Annotated in this window: 20 protein-coding genes; 10 read left to right on the top strand and 10 right to left on the bottom strand. The window is 31.4% G+C overall.

Going from position 1 to position 19,592, the window contains the following annotated elements:
• The first annotated feature begins 258 nt into the window (after positions 1-258).
• On the top strand, positions 259-888 hold the full coding sequence (locus IR010_RS00180; protein ID WP_194600552.1) for an MCP four helix bundle domain-containing protein: 630 nt from the start codon (positions 259-261) through the stop codon (positions 886-888).
• A gap of 131 nt (positions 889-1,019) precedes the next feature.
• Here the strand turns inward: IR010_RS00180 and IR010_RS00175 are convergent, their stop codons facing one another.
• The 5 genes from IR010_RS00175 to IR010_RS00155 all read right to left on the bottom strand — a co-directional run bounded on the left by IR010_RS00175 (position 1,020) and on the right by IR010_RS00155 (position 4,730).
• On the bottom strand, positions 1,020-1,862 hold the full coding sequence (locus IR010_RS00175) for a DUF2911 domain-containing protein (RefSeq protein WP_194600549.1): 843 nt from the start codon (positions 1,860-1,862) through the stop codon (positions 1,020-1,022).
• A 69-nt stretch (positions 1,863-1,931) separates the two neighbouring features.
• A complete protein-coding gene (locus IR010_RS00170) occupies positions 1,932-2,594 on the bottom strand; it encodes an HAD family hydrolase (RefSeq protein WP_194600546.1) in 663 nt (220 codons plus the stop codon).
• An 83-nt stretch (positions 2,595-2,677) separates the two neighbouring features.
• The gene (locus IR010_RS00165) at positions 2,678-3,391 is read right to left on the bottom strand and encodes a ThiF family adenylyltransferase (RefSeq protein ID WP_029270464.1); all 714 of its coding nucleotides are present in this window, start codon (positions 3,389-3,391) and stop codon (positions 2,678-2,680) included.
• 86 nt (positions 3,392-3,477) lie between these two features.
• Complete coding sequence (locus IR010_RS00160) at positions 3,478-4,131, bottom strand: TatD family hydrolase (RefSeq protein ID WP_194600543.1); 654 nt, start codon at positions 4,129-4,131, stop codon at positions 3,478-3,480.
• Entirely contained in the window at positions 4,131-4,730 is a 600-nt protein-coding gene (locus tag IR010_RS00155; RefSeq protein ID WP_194600540.1) for a DUF1684 domain-containing protein, read from the bottom strand. Before IR010_RS00155 ends, IR010_RS00160 begins: the two co-directional genes overlap by 1 nt.
• A 98-nt stretch (positions 4,731-4,828) precedes the next feature.
• On the opposite strand from IR010_RS00155, the gene IR010_RS00150 reads away from it, so the two are divergent.
• The 8 genes from IR010_RS00150 (at position 4,829) to IR010_RS00115 (ending at position 12,988) form a co-directional block, all read left to right on the top strand.
• Positions 4,829-6,046: an MDR family MFS transporter gene (locus tag IR010_RS00150; protein ID WP_194565960.1), complete on the top strand. Its 1,218-nt coding sequence runs from the start codon at positions 4,829-4,831 to the stop codon at positions 6,044-6,046.
• Between the two features lie 167 nt (positions 6,047-6,213).
• A complete protein-coding gene (locus tag IR010_RS00145; protein ID WP_056253675.1) occupies positions 6,214-6,582 on the top strand; it encodes a BlaI/MecI/CopY family transcriptional regulator in 369 nt (122 codons plus the stop codon).
• 6 nt (positions 6,583-6,588) lie between these two features.
• The gene (locus IR010_RS00140; RefSeq protein ID WP_194565958.1) at positions 6,589-8,193 is read left to right on the top strand and encodes a M56 family metallopeptidase; all 1,605 of its coding nucleotides are present in this window, start codon (positions 6,589-6,591) and stop codon (positions 8,191-8,193) included.
• 35 nt (positions 8,194-8,228) lie between these two features.
• Positions 8,229-8,597, top strand: coding sequence for a BlaI/MecI/CopY family transcriptional regulator (locus IR010_RS00135; RefSeq protein WP_194565956.1), 369 nt, complete (start codon positions 8,229-8,231; stop codon positions 8,595-8,597).
• A 6-nt stretch (positions 8,598-8,603) separates the two neighbouring features.
• A complete protein-coding gene (locus IR010_RS00130) occupies positions 8,604-10,358 on the top strand; it encodes a M56 family metallopeptidase (protein WP_194600537.1) in 1,755 nt (584 codons plus the stop codon).
• Positions 10,359-10,370: 12 nt separating this feature from the next.
• Complete coding sequence (locus IR010_RS00125; protein WP_194600534.1) at positions 10,371-11,813, top strand: serine hydrolase domain-containing protein; 1,443 nt, start codon at positions 10,371-10,373, stop codon at positions 11,811-11,813.
• 81 nt (positions 11,814-11,894) lie between these two features.
• Positions 11,895-12,035: an SsrA-binding protein gene (locus tag IR010_RS00120; protein ID WP_194602416.1), complete on the top strand. Its 141-nt coding sequence runs from the start codon at positions 11,895-11,897 to the stop codon at positions 12,033-12,035.
• A 107-nt stretch (positions 12,036-12,142) separates the two neighbouring features.
• A complete protein-coding gene (locus IR010_RS00115; protein WP_194600531.1) occupies positions 12,143-12,988 on the top strand; it encodes an EamA family transporter in 846 nt (281 codons plus the stop codon).
• A 79-nt stretch (positions 12,989-13,067) separates the two neighbouring features.
• On the opposite strand, the gene IR010_RS00110 is transcribed toward IR010_RS00115, so the two are convergent.
• Complete coding sequence (locus tag IR010_RS00110) at positions 13,068-13,622, bottom strand: fasciclin domain-containing protein (protein WP_029270485.1); 555 nt, start codon at positions 13,620-13,622, stop codon at positions 13,068-13,070.
• A 210-nt stretch (positions 13,623-13,832) separates the two neighbouring features.
• Here IR010_RS00110 and IR010_RS00105 point away from each other — a divergent pair, with 210 nt between their 5' ends.
• Entirely contained in the window at positions 13,833-14,363 is a 531-nt protein-coding gene (locus tag IR010_RS00105; RefSeq protein ID WP_194565946.1) for an ExbD/TolR family protein, read from the top strand.
• 124 nt (positions 14,364-14,487) lie between these two features.
• Here IR010_RS00105 and rpsA read toward each other — a convergent pair whose 3' ends face one another.
• The 4 genes from rpsA to IR010_RS00085 all read right to left on the bottom strand — a co-directional run bounded on the left by rpsA (position 14,488) and on the right by IR010_RS00085 (position 19,529).
• Complete coding sequence (gene rpsA, locus IR010_RS00100; protein ID WP_029270489.1) at positions 14,488-16,266, bottom strand: 30S ribosomal protein S1; 1,779 nt, start codon at positions 16,264-16,266, stop codon at positions 14,488-14,490.
• A gap of 164 nt (positions 16,267-16,430) precedes the next feature.
• The gene (locus tag IR010_RS00095; RefSeq protein ID WP_194565945.1) at positions 16,431-17,309 is read right to left on the bottom strand and encodes a hypothetical protein; all 879 of its coding nucleotides are present in this window, start codon (positions 17,307-17,309) and stop codon (positions 16,431-16,433) included.
• Between the two features lie 355 nt (positions 17,310-17,664).
• On the bottom strand, positions 17,665-18,018 hold the full coding sequence (locus tag IR010_RS00090; RefSeq protein WP_194565944.1) for a hypothetical protein: 354 nt from the start codon (positions 18,016-18,018) through the stop codon (positions 17,665-17,667).
• 134 nt (positions 18,019-18,152) lie between these two features.
• Positions 18,153-19,529 carry a nucleoside permease gene (locus IR010_RS00085; RefSeq protein WP_029270494.1) on the bottom strand — a complete coding sequence of 459 codons (1,377 nt, stop codon included), beginning with the start codon at positions 19,527-19,529 and terminating at the stop codon, positions 18,153-18,155.
• Between the last annotated feature and the right edge of the window lie 63 nt (positions 19,530-19,592).

Raw genomic sequence — 19,592 nt, 5'->3', positions numbered from 1 at the left:
AAGCAAACAGATAAATAAAATATAAATGTTAAGTCATTTCGAAGCAGCATAATTAAAAATAAAATATGATTAAACGGATTCTTATTTTTGGTGTTTGTATCAGTTTAATTCAAACTTTGCTTTATTTTATTTTTTTAATATTACTTCAATATGTTTTTGATAAACAATTTTAACAAAGATTATAAGATGCTAATTCTCCATCAAAATCTTTATCTTTGAGAAGCTAATCATTTGTAAATTTCTTTTAAAATCAGCATTATGAAAGATTTAAAAAAATACAGCAACAAAACAAAAGCCGCTTTTATCTTGCTTGTCGTTATGCTGATTATTGTTTTAAATAATTTCAACACACTTCAAAATTCAAAAAAAGTAAACGAAAATATTAATGCAATTTATAAAGATCGATTGGTTGTTGCGCATTATATTTTTCAATATTCAAAAGAACTTAACTTTATAAAAACTGAAGCCGAAAAGCTTAATTTGAGCGATAATATCAAAAAAAAGGAAATAATTCAAACTTTAAACATCGTTCATAATATTGATGATTTATACGCTAAAACTGTTTTGACAAATAAGGAGAAAGAACATTTTGATGCTTTCTTAGCTTCCTGTAAAGAAATAAATGATCAAGTTGAAAATAATAACTGGAATAAAATTGCTTATTCGAGTGAAGCGGCCTTGAAAACATTAGAATCCTTGTCACAAATTCAGATTAAGGAAGGGAAAGCAAAATTAGCAAGTGCCAATGCCATGTATAATGATAATAATAGTCTTGGACAGCTTGAAATTGCGTTGCTTATTATTCTTGGAGGCATAACTTTTTATTTGCTTATCGTAAAGAAAACAAAAAAAACAATTAAAATTCCAGAACCGCCGAGCTTGAATTGAAAGTCAAGTTTAGTATAGTTTGATTTGTTTCAAGTTTAAGGTTTCATTTTTCTACTCTTTCAAATAACAAAAAAATCCAAAACTAAAAGCTTTGGATTTTTATATTTTATAATTAAAAAAATTAAAAGAGATTATCTGCTCCACTCAGCGATACTGTCCTTGTTCATTTTTACGTAATCTTGATTGTTTGCAGTCTCAGCAGCAGCTAATGAAGCTTTTGCTGTTTCGATTGCGCCTTTTTTATCTCCTTGTTTTGCTTGAATCAATGATTTTAATCTCAAGATAAAATAAGGTTTATCTGTGCTCATTTCTAAAGATTTATCAACATACGTTCTAGCTGTTTCAATACTTCCGTTTGATGAAAATAAATATTGCGAAGCAGCATAATAATCGTTTGCAGTTGGTCCAGCCAAAGTTTTTTCGATACTTGCAGTTGCATTTTTAGCAGTTGGAACTTCAAATTTTAAAGCTACATGAGAATTCTCCCAAGCCATTTCTAAATAGCCAAAATTAGGATCTAAACCATTAATTCCAATTGTAAAAGTCTCAACAGGAGTTGGCAAAGCATCTTCTTTAACAGTAGTTCTCAAAGCAACATATGCATCACTCCAATTTTCTGGCAATCCCCAGTTGTCTGTAGAAAGGTAGAAAATTACTTCCCAGCTTTCAATTTTCGGAATAGTATAAATTGCGTATTTTCCTTTTTTCAAAGTTTTTCCGTCGATAACAACATCATCACTAAAATTGATAATGGTGTTTTCATTAGCACCAGTTCTCCACAATTTACCAAACGGAACTAAATTTCCAAATACCGCTCTGCCTCTAGCTCCCGGTCTTGAATACGTTACTTCAACATCTGTCAAACCAACTGTTTGTTTAATGTATCCTTTTGGACTCGCTTGTGGTGTTTTAATTTGTGCATCTGCAGCAAAAGGTACTATTATAATAGCTAATGCAATAAGTAGTTTTTTCATTCTTAGGTTTATTTGTTTTCTTCAAATTTACAAATTCAATTAGCGAACAATTGTTAAATTTAACTTAATTCAAGAAACAAGTTGTGATATTTTTTGCGCGTTTAATTCAGTAAAATCATTGATAATCAAATCAGCATCTGATAAATCCTGTAATTTCGAATGATGACTGTTATAACCAACACAATAAATTCCTGCTGCTTTTGCTGCTTTTATTCCATTTGTACTGTCTTCAATAACAATACAATTTTCCTTTGGAGCAATTGATAACGAAGCTGCGTGCAAGAAAATGGCTGGATTTGGTTTAGATTGCGGAAAATCTTCTCCACTTACAATGTGCGTGAAATATTGGTGCAGATTAAATCTTGTAAAAACACGATCAATTGTAACTTTAGATGCAGAAGAAGCTAAAATTAACTGAATTCCGTTTGCGTATAAATCTTTAATTAAATCTTCAACTCCTTCTAATAGAAATAAATCTTCTTTAGTATCAAAAGCATCGTTAAAAATATTTCTTTTTCTCTGAATCAAATCTTCAACCTCATGCTCTATAGTAGGAAAAAATCCTTTTAAAGTTTGAAATGTATTTCGTGTAGAAAATCCGGTAAACGAAGTGTACATTTCTTCAGTAACTTCGATATTTAGTTCTGAAAATTGTTTGTAATAAGCATAACGGTGAACGGGTTCTGTGTCCACAATTACGCCGTCCATATCAAAAATTACTGTTTTAATCATTTTTTTTAAGTTTCTAAGATTCTGAGTTAGTAAGTCATTAAGTTTTTTTTGCTTTAAGTTAAACACTTAGCAGCTTAATATCTCTATTTGCTCAACAAATGTCTAATTACCGTTTCTGCAGCGTGAAGACCAAATAAACCTGGCATATAACTGTTTGTTCCGTAGAAAGATTTTTTAAAGTTTTTTCCGTCGGTTAGTTTTAAGCTTTTTTCATCTTGAATTTCAGATGAGAAAACTACTTTCAATTTGTTGATTTTTACAGCTTTTAATCTCTTGCGGATTGCTTTTGAGAAATAGCAGTTTATCGTTTTAGAGATATCAGCCACTTTTACTTTTGAGGCCATCATTTTTCCGCCTGCACCCATGCTGCTAATGATTTTGACTCTTTTGCGTTTTGCTGCAATAATCAAATTAAGTTTTGGCGTAATGCTGTCAATACAATCTAAAACATAATCAAATTCTGGAGAAACAATTTCGAACGCGCGCTCTGGAGATAAAAATTCCTGAACTCGAGTGAGTTTTAATTCTGGATTAATATCCATTAAACGATCACCAACAATAGTAATTTTTGGCTGTCCAACAGTTGAATGCAAAGCTGGCAATTGTCTGTTAATATTTGTAATATCCACGACATCTCCATCAACAATCGTCATATTCCCCACTCCTGCTCTTGCTAAAAACTCAGCAGCAAATGATCCAACGCCACCTAACCCAACTACTAAAACATTTGAGTTTTGCAAATTTTGTAATCCATCTTTTGTAAATAAAAGCTCGGCTCTTTCTGTCCACTCTGCCATATAATTCTTTTGTTTATTTTAATTTAAATTTATTTCAAGGTTAAAGATTAAAGTTTCACGTTTCAGGTTTAAAGTTTCACCATAACTCAAAACTTCCTCTCAAATACTTCTTCAAAATTACTAGAGATAATATCTTGTAACTCTTTGATAGTTATATTCTTATATTCTTTAGCAAGATTATAAACCTGTGTAATATCTTCTTCAATTGTATCGGTTTCTAAAAAAAAGCGATCGTTCGGTATGTCCTGAAAAACTGTTTTTAATTCTGGATTTCTGAGCAAATATTTTCCAAATGAAAGATAAAATCCGTCCTTAATAAGCTGATTCGCAATTTGGCTGTTTTTTGAAAAGCCATGAATAATCATCGGAACCGAAATTTTCATTTTTTTCTTTATTGCAGTTACTTCCTGAAAAGCAGCAACACAATGAATTACAACTGGTTTTTTATATTTTTCTGCCAAAGCCAATTGTTTTTCAAAAACTGTAATTTGTTGTTCCAGCGGTATTTCGATTCGTTTATCTAAACCACATTCTCCAATTGCGAAACAATTTTCAGTTTGTAATTTTTCTTCTATAATTTTCAAATCAGCATCAACTCTGTCTGCCACAATATGCCAAGGATGAATTCCGATTGAATAAAACGGAATTGAAGCATCAAATTCTTGCGGATATTGATTTACCAATTCTAAAACGTTAGACTGGCTGGTAAATTGATGTGTATGAAAATTAAAAAATTCCATTAATGAAACGTTTTAACTCCTGCCCTAATCTCAACATTCAAATCGTTTTCTAAAGGAACAAGCGGACATGAATATTTATGATTATAAGCGCAGTACGGATTATATGCTTGATTAAAATCGACCACTATACTATCTCCCTTTGGAATTTTAAGATCGATATATCTTCCACCTATATAACTTTCTTTCCCGCTCGTTAAATCAGAAAAAGGCAAAAACAAATGATCTTTGTATTCTTTTTGTTTTGAAAGATCAATGCTTCGATAAACATTCAATTGCAAAGCAACGCCGTTTAGAGTAAAATATAAAGTGCCGTACTTAATGTATTTTGGTGTTCTCGTTCCGGTAGTTTTCATTTCAAAAACTTTCTCATTTTTAGCTTTTACCAACTTTGCGTTCACGAAAAACTTTTCATTTATGGGGTAAAATTCTAAAGCCTTAAAAGTTTTTAAATCTTCCTCCATCAACGGACTTGTCTTAGCATCAGCATATTCGGCATTTATTGTTTTCTGAAATTTGACAACTTCATTTTGATCAAATTTCTTTTGGCTAAAGCCGAAATTAACAAGCAGCAAAACGATATAAACAATACTATTTTTCATCTTATAAATTTTGAGCAAAAATAGTTTAAAAGTAACAAAGCGACAACCAGAATACGTGACAAAGTTTTCTAACTTTGCTGCAAACAACAGAATTTATAATGCTCAAAACTGCTTTCAACCATTATATCAATAATTTTCGTGGATTTTCAAGAGAAATTTGGATACTTACCCTAGTTACATTTATCAATCGCGCTGGCACGATGGTACTTCCTTTTTTATCTAAATATCTAAAAGAAGATCTTCAATTTACTTATAATCAAGTAGGTTGGATAATGGTTTCTTTTGGTTTAGGATCGATGTTAGGTTCGTGGCTTGGCGGAAAACTTTCAGATAAAATTGGATTTTACAAAATAATGATTTTTAGTCTGTTTACCAGCGGCGTTTCGCTTTTCTTTATACAATATATTACAACTTTCTGGGGACTTTGCATCGCCATGTTTGTTTTAATGGTTATTGCCGATATGTTTCGACCAGCAATGTTTGTTTCTCTTGGCGCTTATGCAAAACCAGAAAATAGAACGCGTGCCTTAACTTTAGTACGTTTGGCGGTAAATCTTGGCTTTGCTGCAGGACCAGCTTTAGGCGGTTTAATTATTATGGGAATTGGATATCAAGGACTATTTTGGGTTGACGGAGCATCTTGCATTATTTCGATTTTAATATTTGCTCTATTAGTTAAGGAGAAGAAAAAAGCTGTTCACGACGATAAAATGGAAATTCCAGCAGAAATAAAATCGGTTTTTCATGATCGTATTTTTTGGGTTTTCTTATTTGTGAGTTTTGTTACCGCCATGATTTTCTTTCAGCTTTTTACAACTTTACCTTTATATCATAACGAGAAGTTTGGTTTAAGCGAATTCCAAACCGGACTTTTAATGACCTTAAACGGGCTTTTGATTTTTGCTCTCGAAATGCCAACTGTTGGTTTTATGGAAAGAAAAGGCTTTCCTAAAATCAGAATTATCATTCTGGGTTCTTTTATTATGGCCTTGAGTTTCTTCTTATTATTAATTAACGTTTGGGCTGGCGTACTGGTTTTTAGTATGATTTGTATCTCAATTGGCGAAATTCTAACGTTCCCTTTTTCGAATGCTTTTGCTTTAAGCCGTGCACCGCGTGGCCAGGAAGGTCGTTACATGGCACTTTATACGATGAGTTTTAGTCTAGCGCACATTATCAGTTCTAAAGTTGGTTTCGAAATCATTACTCGTCTCGGTTATCAAACCAACTGGCTTTTTATGGCTTCGACAGGAGTTTTTGCTACTCTTTGCTGTGTATGGATAAAAAATGCATTACTTCGAGAAAAAGTTTCCTAAAAAATTTTAATTTCATATAAACAATTCAATTTCAATTTATTAGATTAAATTTGAAAGGTTTTTATTATATGTTTATTTTAAATCAAACTTAAAAAATAGTTAAATAACTACTTTTGTAGTTGTGTAACTATAAAAATAGTTGTAAGTTTGATTTAAAATTAGAACACATGCAAAAGTTAACCAACAAAGAAGAAGAAATCATGCATATTTTATGGAAGCTTAAAAAAGCATTCGTAAAAGAAGTGCAGGCAGAAATCACAGAAGATCAGCCTCATTATAACACACTTTCGACTATTGTTCGTAATCTTGAGGAGAAAGGTTTTGTAGCGCACAATGCTTTTGGAAATACACACCAATATTATCCAATTATAACTTTAGAAGCGTACAGCAAAAAGTATATGAAAACGGCTATTGATAATTATTTCAACAGTTCTTATAAAAATATGGTTTCGTTTTTTGCTAAAGAAGAAAAAATCTCTGCCGCAGAATTACGCGAAATTTTAGCCATGATCGAAAATCCAAAAGAAGAAAAATAGTTGTTTATGGAAGCACTTTTCACTTATATCGCAAAATCAGCTGGATTAATCATATTGTTTTATTGTGCCTATTATTTTTTGTTGCGCAAAGAAACTTTTTTTAATAGTAATCGATGGTTTTTATTAGCTGGATTAATAACATCTGCAACGCTTCCCTTCTTGGTTTATACTAAAACTGTCTGGGTTGATCCTACTCCAATTTCAAACTTAAATTATTTATCGTACAGCCAACAAGTTGAAAAAGATACTTTTGAAATTAATTGGAATTTAGTTTTACTTACCATTTACGGACTTGGCGTTTTAGCTTTAGTAGTGAAATTTGCTTTCGACTTTTACAGCTTAAATTCTGTTTTAAAAGGAAAAAAAATACAGCAGCAGGCAGACTTTAAATTTGTTGATGTTAATGAAAACATCGCACCTTTTTCTTATTTTGAATATATCGTTTACAACTCATCAATGTTTACGGAATCAGAATTAGAAAATATTATTGAGCATGAAAAAGTGCACAGCGATCAAAATCACACTATCGATGTTTTAATTTCGAGAGCCTTTTGTATTCTCTTTTGGTTCAATCCTGTAATGTGGTTTTATAAAAAAGCAATTGTTCAAAATCTTGAATTTATTGCTGACAAAGAAGCTGCACAAAAAATATCAGATAAAAAAGCCTATCAATACACGCTTTTAAAAATTACAACTCATGAAAGTTGTCTATCAATCACTAATCATTTTTATCAATCATTAATCAAAAAACGAATCGTTATGTTAAACAAAAATCAATCAAAAAAGAGAAATTCTTGGAAGTATTATGTAGTAATTCCAGCACTTGCCGCTTTTGTGCTTTTATTTCAAATTGAAGTAATTGCTAAAGAAAAAAGAGAAATTTCAAAAGAAATTAAAGGTAAAAAAGAATCTGTTGATGTTTATAAAATCAGCAAAACAACTACAGATCAGCAATTAAAAGAAATGGCTGAAAAAATGAAACTAAATCACAATGTTGACGCAAAGATCACGGATGTTGAAAGAAATTCAAACAATGAATTAATCGCCATTAGATTTGATTTAACAAGAGGTTCTGAGCAATCGCAATCGTATCGCGTTAAAGGGAGCAAAGCAATCAAGGATTGTGAAATTGTTATTGAAACTGAAAGTGACGGTTCTAAGAAAATAGGCTTAAAGACTGAGGATAAAGAAAATGAAGTAAAAGCCATCGATAAAGAACGTAAAGTTGAAGTAAAAAAAGTTCAAAATTCTAAAATTGCAAGTGATGTTAAAACTACTAATAATACTTATACAAGCATTAGCACAAGCACTAGTACAAATACTAACGATACTAATGTAAACGGAAAAGCTAATACAAATACTTCTGTTAGCGTAAACGTAAACAGTAATGCTAAAACGCCTACAGTGGTTCACGTATCTACAGATGGTAAAAATACAAGTACGCATTTGACACAACTAGTTGTCATTGATGGAGTGATTTCAAATATTACAAACACTAAAGATCTTGAAAATTTGAAGATTGGATCTGTTAATGTACTGACTGGCGACAATGCAACAGGCAAATATGGAGACCAAGGTAAAAATGGTGTCCTTGAAATTGAAACTAAATAATATTTATTTCAATTTCTTAAAAAAAAACAATTACCATGCACAAACTAACCAATAAAGAAGAAGAAATAATGCATATTTTATGGAAGCTCAAAAAAGCTTTTGTAAAAGAAATTCAGGCAGAAATCACCGAAGATCAGCCGCATTATAATACGCTTTCGACTATTGTTCGCAATCTCGAAGAGAAAGGATATGTAAGTCATAATGCCTTTGGAAATACGCATCAATATTATCCAATTATAAGTATTGAAGATTACAGCAAAGGCTTTATGAGTACTGCAATTGATAATTATTTCAACAGTTCTTATAAAAGTATGGTTTCATTTTTTGCCAAAGAGGAAAAAATTTCTGCGGCAGAATTACGCGAAATCTTAGCTATGATTGAAACTCCGAAAGAAGATAAATAATCGTTTATGGAAGCACTTTTCATTTTTATTGCAAAATCAAGTGGACTCTTAGTACTGTTCTACTTTGCTTATTATTTTTTATTGCGCAAAGAAACTTTCTTTAAAAGTAATAGGTGGTTTTTATTGGCAGGTTTAGTAACCTCAGTCGCTTTGCCTTTTTTAGTTTATACTAAAATTGTCTGGGTCGATCCTACTCCACTGCCTGTAATGAATTATTCTCAAGTTTATTATCCTCAAACTGTTCAAGAAGAAACATTCGAAATCAACTGGAATTATGTTGCGCTTGCTATATACATAATTGGCTTTATTGCTCTAATAATAAAATTTGCAGCAGATTTTTATAGTTTGAATTCGGTTTTAAAAGGCAAAAAAGTAGAACAGCAAGCTGATTTTAAATTTGTCGATGTAAATGAAAATATCGCTCCTTTTTCTTATTTTGATTATATCGTATACAACTCATCAATGTATACGGCATCAGAATTAGAAAATATTATTGAGCACGAAAAAGTACACAGCGATCAGCATCATACTGTAGATGTATTGATTTCTAGAATATTTTGTGTGTTGTTTTGGTTCAATCCAATAATTTGGCTTTACAAAAAAGCAATTCTTCAAAATCTTGAATTTATCGCTGATAGTGAAGCCGCAAAAAAAATATCAGACAAAAAAGCGTACCAATACACGCTTTTAAAAATTACAACACATGAAAGTTGTGTTGCAATCACAAATCATTTTTATCAATCATTAATCAAAAAACGAATTGTCATGTTAAACAAAAATCAATCAAAAAAAAGTAATTACTTGAAGTATTATGCAATACTTCCTGCCCTTGTAGCCTTTGTGTTTTTATTTCAAATTAAAACTATTGCACAAGAGAAAAAAGAAGCTCACGAAGTTTCTGAAAAAATATCTTCTATAGATGTATACAAAATCAAAAAAAATACAACAGATGAAGAATTAAAAACAATGTCTGAAAAACTGAAAAAAAATCATGATGTTGATGTCGCTATTTCTAATGTAAAAAGAAATGCTGAAAAAGAATTAACTGCTATTACAGTAGAAGTTACAAAAGGAACAGAAGAAATTCAAACCATTCAAATTGAAGGTGAAAAAGCGATTAAAAGCTGTGGAATTGTTATTACAACAGAAGATAACGGCTCTAAAAAAATTGACGTAGTTACAGATGGCGGTATTGATAAGCCAATGACAATCAGAAATCGCGTTGTAGAAATTAAAGAAACAGACGGTGATGGTGCTTCAATTGCAGATATAGCGCCTCCAGCTCCTCCTGTTCCGCCAGTTTCGCCTGTTGTTCCTCCTGCTCCTGTTGCACCTGCATTTCCTGCAGGACTGGTGCCTCCAGTTCCTCCTCTTGATATGTCGAAAATGCCTAAAGCGCCAAGTGTTCCAGCAAATGTGAACGATAAGGCTGCTATGAAAAATTTCGAAAAAGAAATGGCTGAATTTGAAAAAAAGATGGAAGCCTTTCAACCAGATTTATCTGCTTACGAAAAACAAGTAGAGGAAGCAATGTCGAAAAGAGGCGCTAATTATGAAAAAGAAATGGCAAAATACGAAATTGCTATGGAAAAATTTAGCGCAGATATGGAAAAATACAGTGCTTCTATGGAACAATCATTCGGAAAAGATTTTGAAGAAAAAATGAAAAAATTTGAAAAGGAAATGAAAGTTTACGAGAAAAACATGAAAGAAAATGAAAAGGACATAAAGAAATGGGAAAAAGAAAGTAAAAAATCTTAATCGTTCTCATAAATGAAAAAGATCCTTTTTATTGTGTGCCTTCTATTTGGTTTAAATTTATCTTTTAGTCAAACAGATAACGTAACCGAACAGAAAATTGATAGTTATATTAAAGAAGTAATTGAATTAAATGAAATTCCTGGTGCAGCACTAGCCGTGATAAAAGATGGAAAAATCGTTTATGAGAAATATTATGGAAAAGCATCTATAGAAGAAAATAAAGCAGTGGATAAAAACACTGCTTTTAAAATTTTTTCTACAACCAAATTAATTACAAGTGTCGGTATTTTTCAACTTATAGAAAAAGGAAAATTAACTTTAGAAGATCCTATTTCTAAATATTTAGAAAATCTTCCTGAAGATTGGCAGGAAATAAAAATTAAAAATTTACTAACACATTCTTCTGGGCTTCCAGATATTGTTCAGTTTGAAGATATTCCGTTTTCCTTACCTTATACTGAAAAAATTTCTTTGCTGTCAAAAAAACCAATGCAATTTGTTACCGGAAATCAATATCGTTACAATCAGACCAATTATTTATTTCTAGCTAAAATTATTGAAAAGATTACAAGTTTGACTTTTGAAGAATATATTTTAAGCAATCAATTTCCAAAAGCAAAATCTAGTGTTTTCTTCTTATCTAATTTTGGGCAAATCACCCCTAGAGGCGCAATTCGCTATAATTACAATACCGAAACCAAAAAATACGAAAAAAATAATTATAACAGCGGTCCAGACTCTCATTCGGCAAACGGTTTAAATCTTACACTTACTGAATTTCTAAAATGGAATCAGAATCTAGATAATGATATTTATTTAAAAGAAGAAACCAGATACAATATGTGGAAACCTTATCCTTTTGCAAACAACACAGATCGTTTTGCATATGGGTGGGAAATTGTTCCCGTGAATAAAACGCTTTCATATGGTTTTACTGGCGGAAATGAAACAGCATTTAGAAAATTTATTGATAACAATTTAACTATCATATTTTTATCAAATGGCCATAAATATTCTAATTTATATGTTCAAAGTCAGGTTATAAATCATGTTGCATCTATTGTAGATAAATCCTTAGTTGATGATTATCTTTTATCCGGTGAAAAAATTAATCAAGATTTTTTGAAACTCGAAATCACAAAATCAGAACAAAATTATTTGAATACAAAAAAGAATCATCCCGATTGGAATTTTGAATATCGACTAAATGTTATTGGCTATACGTTATTATCGCATGGCAGAATAAATGATGCAATAAAAGTTTTTGAATTAAATGTGAAAGAAAATCCAAATTCTGGAAATGCTTATGATAGTCTGGCTGATGTTTATTTTAAAAATAATCAATTACAAGATTCAAAGAAAAATTATAAAAAAACTTTAGAATTATCTCCAGAAAACACCAATGCTAAAGAAATGCTGGAAAAAATTGAAAAGAAACTGAACGAAAAATCATAATCCAAAACTAGCCAAAACCAAAAAAAGACTTTGCCTAACCGCAAAGTCTTTTTTTATATCTTTGAAAAAAATAAACCTGCCATGTATAAAATTTTAGCCAAAATAAATAAAATTCTTTTACCTAGTTTTACGAAACAAGGTTTAGACATTTCTAAAGCAAAAAAATGGCAAATGGCTATTATTGGATATCGTGCTTACATAACAAAACGTGCTTTGGGGTAGTTAGAAGTTTTATTAAAGTTGAATGAATTTCAGCGACTTATTCTTACTATAAAATAAGAAATGTTTTTTAACTCATTTCTAATTCTTCTATTACAAGTTTCTTCCTCATGAAAAATAAAGGATTTAATATTCCGCCAGTTCCGGCAGTACTTTTAGCAATCATAAGTGTTCAATCTGGTGCTGCAATTGCAAAAACGCTATTCCCTGCGATTGGAGCTGCGGAAACAGCCTCGATTAGAATTGGTATTTCTGCTATAATTTTACTTATAGCATACAGGCCAAATCTGTTTAAAATCACATCACAACAATGGAGAATTGTTGTTCCGTACGGTTTATCGTTAGGGGCAATGAATTTGATTTTTTATATGGCCATTGAACGAATTCCAATTGGTTTAGCCGTTACTCTAGAATTCATCGGACCTTTATTGGTCGCAATAATTGGTTCTAGACGTTTAATAGATTATTGCTGGGTCTTGCTCGCTGGAGCCGGAATAGTTTTAATCGCTCCTTGGACAAACGATCGTGTCGATTCTCTTGGTGTTATATTTGCCCTTTTAGCTGGTGCGCTTTGGGCAGCTTATATTATTTTGGGAGGCAAAATATCTAAAATTATGAATGGTGGTCAAGCCGTATCGACCGGAATGTTATTTGCAGCAATATTAATATTACCTTTTGGTTTTTACGAAAATGGTTTGGCTAATCTTACTCCGAAACTTTTTGGAATGGGCATTGCTTTAGCCTTTTTATCTAGTGCAATTCCGTTTACATTAGAAATGAAAGCTTTGGGTCAGCTTCCTCCTCGCACTTTTAGTATTCTAATGAGTTTAGAGCCTGCAGCTGCTTCTATTTGCGCTTTTATTTTCTTGCAGGAGAATCTTAGCTTTTATGAAATTCTAGCTGTCGTTTGTGTTGTAATTGCTTCCGCGGGATCAACGTTGACTGCTAAAAGATAATTAAAATCATCACTTTATAAAAATAAAAAAGTCCTGTATTTACAGGACTTTTTTGATTGTATTCTTTTGCTTTTGAAGATTATTGTTTTGGCAACAAAACAGTATCCACAACATGAATCACACCGTTTGATTGATTAACATCTGCAATTGTAACTTTAGATTTGTTACCATTTTCGTCAGTAATGTATAAATCTTTTCCGTCCATCCAAGCAGTCAAAGTTCCACCGCTTACAGTTTTAAGAGTCGCTTTTCCTTTACCCATTTTAATTGCTTTAGCGATGTCAGAAGAATTCATTTTTCCTGCCACAACATGGTAAGTCAAAATTGTTTGTAACATTTTAAGGTTTTCTGGTTTCAATAAAGTCTCAACAGTTCCTGCTGGCAATTTATCGAATGCAGCATTTGTTGGAGCAAAAACAGTAAATGGTCCTTTGCTTTGTAATGTTTCTACTAATCCAGCTGCTTTTACTGCGGCAACTAATGTAGTATGATCTTTTGAGTTTACTGCATTCTCAACAATGTTTTTTGTTGGGTACATTGCTGCTCCACCAACCATTACAGTTTTTTGTGCAAATGATGTAAATCCAAATCCTAATGCTAAAATTGCTACTGCTAAAAATTTTCTAGTTTTCATAATGAATGTTTTAAGTTATAAGCTCATTTACGCGGGAATATTGGTTTTGGTTTTACGGAAAATTAAAATAATTGAATTTATTATTGAATAATTCTCAAAACACATTGTAAAACAGGCTATTGATGATAAAAAATATTTTTTATTATTTTTAATAATTTCGTGATTTTGCTTTCTTTTTATTCCTAATTTTAAATTCAAAACTCATTCAGTATGCAAAATCTACCTAAAAAAGTTAGAAGTAAAAAATTAAGTACAAGAGTTGATTTAACCGCAATGGTCAGTGTTTCGTTTTTGCTGATTATATTTTTTATGGTTACAATTGAATTGGCTAAACCTAAAGTTTTAGAATACGGCAGACCCGATTGTGATGATTGCTTTGAAAATTCTGCTTGTCAGATGCCAGATGAAAACCGCACTTTTACAATACTTTTAGATGATCATAATAAAATAATTACTTATTCGGGATTACTATTTGTCCCTATTGATGGCCCAAAAGAAATGAAATATGGTAAAAGTGGGATTAGAAAGGAACTACTAGAAAGAAATAAAAAAGTTTTAGAATATTCAGCGCAACGAGGAAAACCTGGCAAAGGAATTACAGTTATTATTAAACCTAGCAATAAATCTAATTACGGTAATTTAGTTGATATTTTAGATGAAATGAAAATTGCAGGCATAAATTCTTATTCAATTTTGGATGAATTTACTCCAGAAGAATCAAAATTATTAGCTGTAAAATAATCAAATTTCTATTAAATAGGAAACCTGAAATTTGAAACAAATAAAAACCTTAAACAAAAAAATATAAAGCATAAAAAAAAGTCCCACAGTAATGTGGGACTTTCTATTTAGAGGAAACTAAGAATTATTTTTTCTCAGTTTTTTCCATTTTAGCTTTTAATGCAGCTAATACATCATTGTTATCTCCTAAAGTTGCAGCTGGTGCATTAGTAGTAGAGTTAGATGAAGTATTTTCAGTTGCAGCTTTCACGTTTTTCTCTTCTTCTTCACGGAAGATAGCAGTGTGAGAAGCAACTACTCTTTTAAATTCTTTGTTGAATTCGATTACTTTGAAATCAGCTGTATCACCTTTTTTCAATTTCTTTCCGTCTTCTTTCTCAAGGTGACGAGTAGGAATGAAAGCAACGATATCATCTCCGAATTCTACAGTAGCTCCTTTGTCAACGATTTCAGAAATTTCACCATTGTGGATAGTTCCTACAGCGAAAGAATCTTCGTATTGATCCCAAGGATTAGCAGTAGTTTGTTTATGACCTAAAGATAATTTACGTCCTTCAACATCTAATTCTAATACAACTACATCAAGTTTTTCACCAACATTTACAAATTCAGATGGGTGTTTGATTTTCTTAGTCCAAGATAAGTCAGAGATGTAAATTAATCCATCAATTCCTTCTTCTAATTCTACGAAAATACCAAAGTTTGTAAAGTTTCTAACGATACCTGTATGTTTAGAACCTACTGGGTATTTAGAAGTAATGTCAGTCCATGGATCTTGAGTCAATTGTTTGATACCTAATGACATTTTACGGTCATCTCTATCTAAAGTTAAGATAACAGCTTCAACAACATCTCCAACTTTTACGAAATCTTGAGCAGAACGTAAATGAGTTGACCATGACATTTCAGAAACGTGGATTAAACCTTCAACACCTTCAGCAACTTCGATGAAAGCACCGTAATCAGCGATTACAACTACTTTACCTTTTACTTTATCACCAATAGTTAAATTAGCATCTAAAGCATCCCATGGGTGAGCGTTTAATTGTTTCAATCCTAATTGAATTCTTGTTTTCTCATCATCGAAATCAAGGATTACAACGTTTAATTTTTGGTCTAATTCAAGAACTTCACTTGGGTGGTTGATTCTACTCCAAGAAAGGTCAGTAATGTGAATTAATCCGTCAACACCACCTAAGTCAATAAACACTCCATAAGAAGTAATGTTTTTAACAACACCTTCTAATACTTGTCCTTTTTGTAATTGACCGATGATTTCTTTTTTCTGTACTTCGATATCAGCTTCGATAAGCGCTTTATGAGATACAACAACGTTTTTGAATTCGTGGTTAATTTTTACCACTTTGAATTCCATCATTTTGTTTACATATACATCGTAGTCTCTAATTGGCTTAACGTCAATTTGAGAACCAGGTAAGAAAGCTTCAATTCCGAAAACGTCAACGATCATACCACCTTTAGTTCTGCATTTTACAAAACCATTAACGATTTCTCCTGTTTCATTTGCAGAAATAACTCTATCCCATGATTTAATAGTACGTGCTTTTCTGTGAGATAATACTAATTGACCTGTTTTGTCCTCACGGATGTCGATTAATACTTCTACTTTGTCACCAACTTTTAAGTTCGGGTTGTAACGGAATTCGTTTAAAGAAATAACACCTTCCGATTTTGCGTTGATATCAACGATAACGTCTCTATCTGTAATTCTAACAACTACACCTTCAACTACTTCTTCTTGATCTGTAGCGATGAAAGTTTTTGAAACTAGTTCTTCGAATTCTTGTAAGTTTTTCTCATCTACTGCATCAATTCCTTCTTGGAAGTTATGCCAGTTAAAATTTGCTAAAAACTCTTCTTGTGATTTTAATTGTTCAGACATGCTGATAAAAAATTTGTATTCTGTTTTTCTTGAGTTTCATAAAGCAGTAGAAAAAACAGAAGTTGTTTTACATAAATAGTTGATACCTAAAGGAAACTCTTCTTTGCCAAAAGGTTTGCAAAATTACTACATTTATTTGTAATTACAAATAGATAGGTCACTTATTATTTATGCAATAATACCTTTGAAAATTCACTATTAATAGCGATGTATTCTACAATTTGATCATTATTGAATGAAACATTACCTTTATCATCTGTCTTTGATGTCTTGTTATCTATTGATAAATAGTTTTTTCCAGATTTAGATTTATAAAGAGTAAATATACTGTGACTATCTGTTTTGCTGTTAATGTCTTTATTTAAAAAATTAAAATTATCATGAGTACTTTGCGATATAGCTGCGATCATTTGCTCCTTGTTCTCTATATAGTTAAAAGCAGGAAGTACTATTTCTTCATACCATGAATTAGTAGATTCCGAAAAAGGTTTTTTGGCTTCTAAATAAGATAGAAAACCCGAAACCGCAATAACAATAATAAGTTCTATTAACCAGATAAACCAAAGAAATGCACCGCTGACTGTTGCTCCTCGGATACCCCATGTACCGGATTGGTTTACTTGACCGATATATTCAAAAACTAAATCAGGTTTAAGTATTAATGAAAAAACTTGCAAAAAATCAATATTACTTACTGTAATACCAATTTTATTTGAACCGTAGCTTTCTCCAGCATTAATAACCAAATCAATCCAAATGGCCCAGTGAATGTACAATGCTAAAAAAGCACCTGTCAATCCAATGATAAGCGCTAATAATGGATTTCTGACTTTTCCCTTTTGAATAACAAATTGAGCAATTACAAATCCAACGAAAAAGCCAAAACCTATTGTAATAAAAAAGTTTATATACACAAAAGGAATATACCATATAAAGTAAGCATATATTAATCCCAAAATTGGAAATGCGACAACAGTAACCAGTAAAAAATACAAGATAAAAATTGACGAAAATTTGCCTGATGGTTTGTAATATTTCTCCATAGCTATTTTAATTATTTAAAGTTTTTATTAATTTTTAAAGCTTCTTTGGAATAATATCAACTAATTCTATACTGTTAAAAATATTCTTACTAATTTATACAAGGTAAACAATAATGCCTATTTTTTCAAAATTAATCTAAATAACTGTCAGATCTTTATTAGGGAGCAGAACATTTCAGGTTTTTCAAAGGCCTAAATTCCCGCTATCCGTTTCAATCTTTTATGCCGAACACCGGCCATAAAAGGGTTTCCACTTCTATCGGGGCTAGATAAGAATGTATAGCGATTTTTAAAACTAACTAATCCAAATGTGCGACCATTCTTGTAAAAGTTTTAAACTTTACAAAGATGCATATTATCTACTCTTTTTCTTAATCCAAAAATACCCTCCCAGAATAGAAACTGGAGCAAATACAAAAATTGCCAGCAATTGCGTCCAAGAGCTACCATTTGATTTAAAAAGCGAAAAAGCCGCAAACCCAGCCATAATAGCAAAGAGAATATAATTCACTTTTAAGTTTTTAGTCTTTGCAATTAATTGCGTCATCATTCCACTGATGAAAGAGAAAAAAGTTCCGTAAACAAACGTCAAAACCATAAATAATTTCGAAGCACCTTCATGCGGGTTTACTTCAGAAAATCTAAACAAAAATATAGAACTGAAAACAAAAATGGCATAGCCAGCTATTACTCCTAAAATTTGTCTCATAATAACTTTAAAATTTTAATTTTGCAAAATCAAATTTAAACTTTTTACGTTAATTTAGAGTTTATCATACTCTTAAAAAAACCCGAGAGATTTAAAAATCTGTCGGGTTTGCTAATATAAAAGCTTGCTTGTAATTAATGACTCAAATTCTCCAACTCCTTCGGATCATGTTTATGTTTAAACAAAACAGCAAAAGCAATTGCAATAACCAAAGCATAAGCCGCAAATGACAACCAGATCGTATGCCAGTCTTTCATTAAAATTGGATTGCTAAATATTCCATCTGTAGAAATTGAATTTCCTTGACCTTTTACAAAATCCAACATTTTTGAGTTTGTAGTTTCGGTTTGTAAAAATCCAGCTAATTCAGTTGTATTATGAAATGATTTGGTAAAGAAACGGTCAATTGCCCAGCCAGAAGTTAAACTTCCTAAAACTGCTCCTACTCCATTTGTCATCATCATAAACAATCCTTGTGCAGAAGAACGTATTTTAGAATCTGTATTACTTTCTACAAATAATGAACCTGAAATATTAAAGAAATCAAATGCCATTCCGTACACAATACAAGATAAAATAATCATCCATAATCCGCCTACAGGATCTCCAAAAGCAAATAATCCGAAACGCAATACCCAAGCCAGCATACTAATCAACATAACTTGTTTGATTCCAAAACGTCTTAAGAAAAACGGAATTGCCAGAATAAATAAGGTTTCAGAAACCTGAGAAATCGACATAATAATAGTCGAATATTTAATTACGAAAGAATCAGCATATTTTGGAAAATGCTTGAATTCATCTAAGAAAACATCTCCGTAAGCATTTGTCAACTGTAATGCACCTCCTAAAAACATAGAGAATACAAAAAACAAAGCCATTTTATAGTTTCCAAAAAGTTTAAAAGCTTCTAAACCTAAAGTTTCTACCAATGAAGCATTTTCTTTAGTTAAACGCTGTGGTTCACATTTTGGTAATGTAAAAGCGTAAATTCCCAGAATCAAAGCACCAATTCCAGCAATATAAAACTGATATTCGGTTGCTTTGCTTCCGCTTAAGTTGGTAATCCACATTGCGGCAATAAAACCAATTGTTCCCCAAACTCGAATTGGCGGAAAATCTTTTACTATATTTTTATTATTTAATTTTAAAGAAGTATACGAAATAGAGTTGCTCAAAGCAATTGTCGGCATATAACAGCACATCGCAGCAAACATCACGTAAATAAAATTATCTGGTGTTGTTATTTGAGCGATTCCAAACAAAACAACTGCATACAATATATGTAGAAAACCGTATAACTTTTCGGCATTAACCCATCTGTCAGCGATAATACCTGTAAGAGTAGGCATAAATAAAGAAGCAATTCCCATGGTCCCAAACACTAAACCAAACTGAGTTCCTTCCCAATTTTTAGTTCCAAACCAATAATTTCCAATAGTAATAAGCCACGCTCCCCAAACAAAAAACTGAAGAAAACTCATTACAATTAACCTGTTTTTAATTCCCATATGATGAAATTGTCTTTAAGATAAAATGAAGCGGTAAAACTACCATTAAAAATGATATCTACA

Origin of the sequence: Flavobacterium sp. MR2016-29 (assembly GCF_015350695.1) — a bacterium.
Classification (GTDB): domain Bacteria; phylum Bacteroidota; class Bacteroidia; order Flavobacteriales; family Flavobacteriaceae; genus Flavobacterium.
The sequence above is the reverse complement of the archived record's forward strand: the minus strand, read 5'-3'. Positions and strand labels throughout refer to the sequence as shown.